4 protein-coding genes and 1 tRNA gene are annotated in these 7106 nt (G+C 67.7%); 3 read left to right on the forward strand and 2 right to left on the reverse strand.

All coding sequences use genetic code 11. The features are described 5' to 3' along the window. On the reverse strand, positions 1-651 hold a 651-nt coding region (locus tag VE25_RS00035), incomplete at its 3' end, for a DNA-3-methyladenine glycosylase I (RefSeq protein ID WP_152664450.1). Between the two features lie 251 nt (positions 652-902). Between VE25_RS00035 and VE25_RS00040 the strand changes: the two genes are divergently transcribed. Then, on the forward strand, positions 903-2777 hold the full coding sequence (locus VE25_RS00040) for a TadE/TadG family type IV pilus assembly protein (RefSeq protein WP_046106528.1): 1875 nt from the start codon (positions 903-905) through the stop codon (positions 2775-2777). 20 nt (positions 2778-2797) lie between these two features. On the opposite strand, the gene VE25_RS00045 is transcribed toward VE25_RS00040, so the two are convergent. Beyond that, positions 2798-2874 (reverse strand) — tRNA-His (locus VE25_RS00045). A gap of 323 nt (positions 2875-3197) precedes the next feature. On the opposite strand from VE25_RS00045, the gene VE25_RS00050 reads away from it, so the two are divergent. Both VE25_RS00050 and VE25_RS00055 read left to right on the forward strand, forming a co-directional pair. Then, positions 3198-5837, forward strand: coding sequence for a sensor histidine kinase (locus VE25_RS00050; RefSeq protein ID WP_152664451.1), 2640 nt, complete (start codon positions 3198-3200; stop codon positions 5835-5837). A 190-nt stretch (positions 5838-6027) separates the two neighbouring features. Then, positions 6028-7068, forward strand: coding sequence for an extracellular solute-binding protein (locus tag VE25_RS00055; RefSeq protein ID WP_046106530.1), 1041 nt, complete (start codon positions 6028-6030; stop codon positions 7066-7068). Positions 7069-7106 lie beyond the last annotated feature (38 nt).

Here is a 7106-nt window from a genome sequence, read left to right on the forward strand (position 1 = left end):
CCCCCAGCCCCTCCCCTCAAGGGGGAGGGGAGCCGACCCGGGCCTTCGGAACTCCTCGCGCAAAGCCTCCACCTCGTCGCGGCAGAAGCATCCCTCATAGTGGTCGTTGACCAGGCCCATGGCCTGCATGAAGGCGTAGCACGTCGTCGGGCCGACGAAGGAGAAACCGCGCTTGCGCAGGTCCTTGCTCAGCGCCCGCGAGGCCTCGGTCTGCGGCATGGCAAAGACCGCCTCGCGGGTGATCCGGGCCGGGCGCTCCTCGGGGCGTGGCTCGAAGCGCCAGATATAGGCGGCGAGCGAGCCGAATTCCTCTCGCACCTCCAGCGCGCGGGCGGCGTTGTTGATGGTCGAGGCGATCTTGCCGCGGTGGCGGATGATGCCGGGGTCCTGCAACAGGCGCTCGACATCGGCCTCGCCCATCGCGGCGACGCGCGGGATGTCGAAGCTCAGGAACACCTCGCGGAAGCGCTCGCGCTTCCTCAGGATCGTCAGCCAGGAGAGGCCGGACTGGAACCCCTCGAGGCAGAGCTTCTCGAAGAGCCGGTTGTCGTCGGCGACGGGCCGGCCCCACTCCGCGTCGTGATAACGCCGGTAGAGCGGGTCGTCGCCGGCCCAGGAACAGCGGGAAAGAGTGGCAGCGTCTTCGGTCATGGCCAATGGCGGGTAGCGGGTAGCGGGTAGCGGGTAGCGGGTAGCGGGTAGCGGGTAGCGGGTAGCGGGTAGCGGGTAGCGGGTAGCGGGTAGCGGGAGGGTGCACCGATTCTCGGTGGATCCCGCAACTATCGACTATTCGCTGCGCATCATTCGTTCTTCCTTAACGCCATCGCGTTGTCCTTTCCTAAGGATTTTGCCGCATGCTCCCCCGCGTCCGGATTGGGCCTGTGGGGGCTAGCCTGAAAGCAATGCGTCAATTTTTGCACCTCATCGAGCGGTTCCGCTGCGACGAGCGGGGCGTCTTTGCCGTCGTTTTCAGTCTGATGGCGATCATCCTCATCGCCATGGCCGGGGCAGTGGTCGACTTCGTCTCGCTCCAGCAGGCCAGGAACCGCGCGCAGGTCGCGCTCGATGCGGCGACGCTCGCGCTCCATTCGCAGATCCTGGCCGCGGAGGTCGACGCCGATTCCATCCGCGCGCGCGCCGAGGCGCTGGTTGTCGAGCGCATCGGCGATCCGCGCATCTCGGCCGCGATCGAGGACATCCAGATCAACCAGGAGACCGGCTCGCTCTACTTTGCCGCAATGCTCGACGTGCCCACGATCTTCGTGCGGCTGGTGGGCGTGCGCAATCTCGGGGCGCGCATCGAGTCGGAGGCGACGCGCGGCTCGCGCGACATCGAGGTGGCGGTGGCGCTTGACGTCACCGGCTCGATGAAAGATCCGATCGCCATGGGCAATGGGCGCTCGCAGCAAAAGATCGAAGCGCTGCGCGCCGCGCTCGGCGAGCTCATCAACCTCGTCGTGCAGGACGAGCAGACCCCCACCTATTCCAAGATGGCGCTGGTGCCCTACTCCATGGGCGTCAACGTCGGCAGCGCCTATGCCGAGGCCATCCGCGGGCCGATAACCGGGCCGACGGCGATCACCAACGTCGCCTGGGCAGACGGGACGGCCAAGGGCATCACCGGTGCGACGAGAGCCAACCCGGTCGTCATCACGTCCAACAATCACGGCTTCCAGAACGGCGACCGGGTGTTCATCGCCGGCGTTCGGGGAATGACGAACATCAACGACCGCGTCTTCACGGTCGCCAACCGCGCGACCAATACCTTCGCGTTGCAAGGGATCGACGGACGGAACTACGGCGCCTTCCAGTCCTATACCCCGGCGGGCACCGCGACCCGCTGCCTCACCACCTCATGCGAACTCGTTGTGAGCTCGGCCCGTCACGGCCTTGGCACGGGCCAATACGTCTACATCGAAGCGGTCGGCGGAACGCGGATCAACAACAGCAACCATGCCGCCTGGCAGGTCGGAACGACGACCACCAACACCTTCGTGCTGGCGGGCACCTCGCGCACCAATGGCGACTATGGCGCCTACAGCTCCGGGGGACGCGCCTATTGCACCGAGCCGGGATGCGAATATTTCTTCTTCCGTAATGCCCAGAACAACTGGCGGCGGCACCAGATCAGCACCTGCGTGACGGAACGCACGGACTATCCCTTTACCGACGACCCGCCGAGCACCGCATATCTGGGCCGGAACTATCCGAGCAGCGGCGCCGGCAACAACTGTCTGCCAGACACCATCGTGCCGCTGACCTCCGACAAAGGGGTGCTCTCGGGTGTTGCCCAGAACCTCTCCGCGGTGGGTTCGACGGCCGGGCACATCGGCATCGCCTGGGCCTGGTACATGGTCTCGTCGAATTTCAACGGCCCCTGGCCCGCGGCCAGCCAGCCGGCGCCGGCCGACGAGGACAACGTCATGCGGGCCGTGGTGCTGATGACCGACGGCGAATTCAATACCGTCTATTCCAAAGGCGTTATCAGCAGATCCTCGACCACAGGCAGCGGGGGTGCCGACACCCACATCAACGAAGATGCGCCCAACGGCAGCTCCTATACTCAGACGCAGGCGCTCTGCACCGCGATGAAGGCCGCCGGCATCACCGTGTATACGGTCGGCTTCGACCTCGCGAGCACGTCAGGGGCCCAGACGATGATGAACAACTGCGCCTCGAGTCCCGACCATGCCTACCAGGCCAATACCGGCCAACAGCTGGTGCAGGTCTTCGAAGACATCGGCCGCAACCTCGCGCAGCTGCGCGTCACGCGGTAAAGAGCATCGATGTCTGGGAGTGGTACCGCCTCTTGGGATCGAACCAAGGACCTCTAGATCCACAATCTAGCGCTCTAACCAACTGAGCTAAGGCGGCAAGGTGTACGGCGCGGCCCTGGGGGCCGGCGTGCCGAAGCGGGGCGGAACATAGGTCGTGTTGGCGGCGATGACAAGGGCCGATTTCGCCTTGCCGGCAGCGAACGCAAAAGCGCCCGGCAACCGCCGCGACAGGGCCGAAACGGAGGCAAGTTAACCATGTCGCCAGCCTTGCCGGGACACATCGCGCACGCGACTATGGACCCGCCCGCCGGCAGGCTATATTGATGAAACGTTAACGCGCCCGCGCCAGTGTGCCGAAGCTGCACACGGCAGAGGCCCCTCGACCGCCGAGCGCGACCGCCCAGCATGCATGCCGACCCGATGACATCGACGACCGCCGCCCGCGTGCAGGTGCACGCGAACGACGCCCGTCCGGCGTGGCTGTTTTCATCCGATGGCGCGCTGATCTGGCGCAACCTGGCGGCCGCCTATTTCCTGGCCAAGGCCAAGAAGCACTCGGTGCGCGTCGCCGCGCCCGCCGAGCCGATCAAGGGGCAGATCGCGCGCGTGCTGCGCCTCGGCTCACAGGGGCGCACGAGCCTGTCGCGCATCCAGTTCATGGCGGGCGAGAAGCCGGCCTCGGCCACCTGCGCCTGCACGCCGCTCGAATGGGCGGCCGGCCAGCAGGCGCTGCTGATCGTGGGCGTCGATACCATCGACAAGAATCTCCTCGAAAGCGGCGCTGCGGACCTCTCGCTCGATGCAACGCTGTGGATGGGCGGCGCCCGCGGCCCCATTGCCGAAAGGGGACCAAGCGCACCCGAAGACCGGATCGCGCCGGCCGAGCCCGCGCCCCCCGAGGCGCATGAAGAGCGGCTGGATGCGGCGTTCGCGGCCGAGGAGCCGGAGCCCTCGAATGCGGCTGCGCCCAATGAGCCCGCGGGGGAAGCCCCGGGCAAGCCCGATGCCGCCCCGCCCGAGAGTACGCAGCGCCTGCCGGACCTGATGGACCGGCTGATGGAGAAGGACACGCTGTTCCAGCCGATCGAGGAGACGGAACCGAACGACGCCGCGGCCGAGCCGGCTGAATCGCCGAGTGACCTCGCATCGTTCGCGGAAGGCGAGACCGACGAGACGCAGGACGCGCCGGAGGAACCAGCGCAGGAGGGCACGACCGCCGGGCTTTTCCGCGTGATCGGGCGCTACCTGCGCCGCCCGGCCGAGGAAGACGAGGCGGACGAAACGATTGCGCTGCCGCCCGAAGAGACGGAGGCGGAGGCCGACCTCGCGGCTCTCGCCGCGCTTGATGCCGTCGAGGAGAGCGAGGCGGCGGAGCCGGCACTCGAAGCAGAGCCTGTTGCCGACATCGAAGCCGATGAGGCCGCACCTGCCGCCACGATAGACGAGGCCGAGGACGCAGCGGCCCCGCCCGCGCAGACCCCTGACGCCGAAGCGGTCGAGCGCGTCTCGCGCTACAATTTCGACGAGCTGTCGCGCATCCTCACCGACCGGGTGGGCGAGATGGCGGCGGCGCAGCCTGCCGCGAGCGAGGCCGAGCACCTGGCTTCGGCGCCGCCGGGCTCGATCCTCGCGCGCCAGCGCGCCTCGACCGGCACCGGCTCTCTCATCAATCTGGGCGGCGAGACGCTGGTCTTGAACCGCCTGCCGCTCGGCATCCTCGTGTTCCGCGACCAGCAGGTGCTGTTCGCCAACCGGGCGATCACCGAGATGACCGGCTACGACTCGGTCGAGCGCCTGCGCGAGGCGGGGCTCTCGGCGATCTTTCCCGGCACCGAGGGCGATGCGGCCGGACCGGTCAACCACCTCGTGCAGCACGACGGCACGCTGGTGCCGGTGACGGCGCGGCTGCAATCCATCTCCTGGCAGGGGCGCCCTGCCCTGATGCTCTCGGCCAGCGCCACGGAAGTGCGCACCGGACACGAAGGGGCCGTGCGCGCCTTCGCCGAGGCGTTCTCCAGCGCGCGCGGCGACGGCTTCATCGAGGCGACGCGGGCGGGCATCGTCAGCGCGCTCTCGCCGAAGGCCGCGTCCGATCTTTCCGACCTCGGCGAGGTGCTGGTCGGGCGGCGGCTCTCCGACATCGTCTCGCAGGCGGACCTGCCGGCGCTGCGCGCCTTCCTCGAGCGGCCGGCGCGCTTCGCCGAGACCGAGCGCCCGGCCTTGAAGGTCAAGGCGGCGGCGCCGGACGTGGAACTGTTGCTCTTCACCCAGGGGCAAGCGGGGCTGGTCACCGGCTATTTCGGCTTCGTGGTGCGCACCGGGCCGTCGGCGGCGCCGCGCCTCGCGCCGCCCTCCGATGCGGATGCGGGCCTGCTGGCGCGGCTAAGCCGCGGGGTGCGGCGGCCGCTCAATACCATCATCGGCTTTTCCGACCTCATCCGCTCGGCCGCGTTCGGCAGCATCGACAATCCGCGCTATCTCGACTACGCGCAGGACATCAAGACGGCGGGCGAGGAGATCGCCGCGCTCGTCGACGAGCTCGACGACTACGCGCGCCTCAAGGACGGGCGTTACCTGCCGCAGCGGGCGAGCCTCGACCTCAGAGGCCTGCTCGAATCCTGCGTGCGGCGCATCCGTCCGCAGGCGGGCATGCGCCGGGTGATCGTGCGCAACGCCATCTCCGAGAACCTGCCGCGCGTGACCGCCGACCGCGCCTCGCTCGCCCAGGCCGTGCTCAACCTGCTCGCCAGCGCCATCGACCAGACGCCGGTCGGCGGAGCGGTGGTGATCTCGGCCCAGGAGACCGACGAGGGCGGCATCGCCATCCACGTGCGCGATTCTTCCGAGAACGGCACCGACCTTTCCGAACGCTTCGTCGTCTTCCGTGACGGGCAGGGCAAGGACGGCAAGGCGCTCACCCCGGTACGCTCGAGCGTCGGGCTGGCGCTCACCCGCTCGCTTCTGGCCGTCAACGCCTTCTCGCTCTCGGTCGACCCGGCCGGACAGCGGGGCATGCTCTTCTCCATGGTCATTCCCGCCGACCTCGTCGAGCGGGGATGACCGCCCTCCGCTTAAGTCGATTTCCATAGTCAGCTAAACACCTGAATCCGCTCGTGATTTGCCGCGTAGTTTGGAGCCATTCCAAACTCTAAGTCTTTGTTTTTGTTTGTCTTATTGACTTTGCTGGTCGAAGGCGACAAAAGGGCGTCACCCAACGTGGGAATTTCCCACGGCACCGGAGGATTTCAGGATGACCAAGACGACGCTTCTCGCCATGACCAGCGCCATGGCGCTCACCTGCGCCGCCCTGCCCGCCTTTGCCCAGAGCGGCGAGGTCAACATCTATTCCTATCGCGAGCAGAGCCTCCTGCAGCCGCTGATCGACAAGTTCGCCGAGGAGACCGGCATCAAGGCGAACGTCCTCTATGCGGGCGACGGCCTGCTCGAGCGCGTGGCGGCCGAAGGCGAGCTCTCGCCGGTCGACGTGGTGCTGACGGTCGACATCGGCAATCTCGTCGCCGCCGAGGAACAGGGGCTGACGCAGCCGATCGCGGCGCCTGCGCTTGCCGAGCGCGTGCCGGAAGCCTTCCGCGACGATGACGGCAACTGGACGGCGCTGTCGCTGCGCGCCCGCGTCTTCTACGTCTCCAAGGACCGCGTCGACGCGACGGCGCTCACCTATGACGACATCGCGGGCGAGGAGTGGAAGGGGCGGCTCTGCACCCGCGCGGGCGACCATCCCTACAATATCGGGCTCATCGCCCACCGGATCGCCGCCAACGGGGTCGATGCGACCCGCGAATGGCTGACCAGGGTGCGCGACAACCTCGCCTACGCCCCGACGGGCGGCGACCGCGAGGGCGTCAAGAACATCCTCGCGGGCACGTGCGACCTGTCGATCACCAACACCTATTACATGGGCGCCATGCTCAACAACGAGGCCGAGCCCGAGCAGAAGGACTGGGCGGGCGCCGCGCGCATCATCTATCCGGATTTCGAGGGTGAAGGCACGCAGGTGAACGTCGCCGGCGGCTTCATCGCCAAGCACGCGCCGAACGCCGAGAACGCCAACGCACTCATCGCCTTCCTGCTCTCGGACGAGGCCCAGCAGATCTACGCCAACACCAACTACGAGTTCCCGGTGGTGCCGAGCGTCGCGCCGGCCGAGCTGACGCAGAGCTGGGGCGAGCTCAAGGCCTCGCAGGTGCCGCTGACCGAAGTCGCCGCCCACCGCGACGAGGCTGCTGCCCTAGTCGACGAGCTGCGCTTCAACGAGGGGCCGCAGAACTAGGACGGGGCACGATCCGCCTCCCTCCCCCTTGTTGAGGG

Source organism: Devosia geojensis, from assembly GCF_000969415.1.
In the GTDB taxonomy this organism is placed as follows: domain Bacteria; phylum Pseudomonadota; class Alphaproteobacteria; order Rhizobiales; family Devosiaceae; genus Devosia; species Devosia geojensis.